Annotated in this window: 1 protein-coding gene; it reads left to right on the forward strand. The window is 67.7% G+C overall.

Annotation, left to right across the window (positions count from 1 at the left end; translation table 11 throughout):
• The coding region (locus KN815_RS36665) for an acyltransferase domain-containing protein (protein ID WP_216346166.1) at positions 1 to 495 on the forward strand (495 nt) is incomplete at both ends.

Raw genomic sequence — 495 nt, forward strand, 5'->3', positions numbered from 1 at the left:
GGTGGTGGGTCATTCGCAGGGTGAGATTGCGGCGGCGTGTGTGGCGGGTGGGTTGTCGTTGGAGGATGCGGCGCGGGTGGTGGTGTTGCGGAGTCGGGCGATCGGGGCGGGGTTGTCGGGTCGTGGTGGGATGGTGTCGTTGGGTGTGGGGGTGGTGGAGGCTGAGGGGTTGGTTGTGGGGTGGTCGGGTCGGGTGGAGGTGGCGGCGGTGAATGGGCCGTCGTCGGTGGTGGTGGCCGGTGAGGTGGAGGCGCTGCGGGAGTTGGTGGAGGAGTGTGGGGGTGTGGGGGTGCGGGCGCGGTGGGTGGATGTGGATTACGCCTCGCATACGGTGCAGGTTGAGGCGGTGGAGGAGGAGCTTGCCGGGTCGTTGTCGCAGGTGCGGCCGGTGTCGTCCCGTATCCCGTTTTTTTCGACGGTGGAGGCGGGGTGGGTGGATACGGCGGAGTTGGATGCGGGGTACTGGTATCGGAATCTGCGGAGTACGGTGCGGTT

Origin of the sequence: Streptomyces niphimycinicus (assembly GCF_018883605.1) — a bacterium.
Classification (GTDB): Bacteria; Actinomycetota; Actinomycetes; order Streptomycetales; family Streptomycetaceae; genus Streptomyces; species Streptomyces niphimycinicus.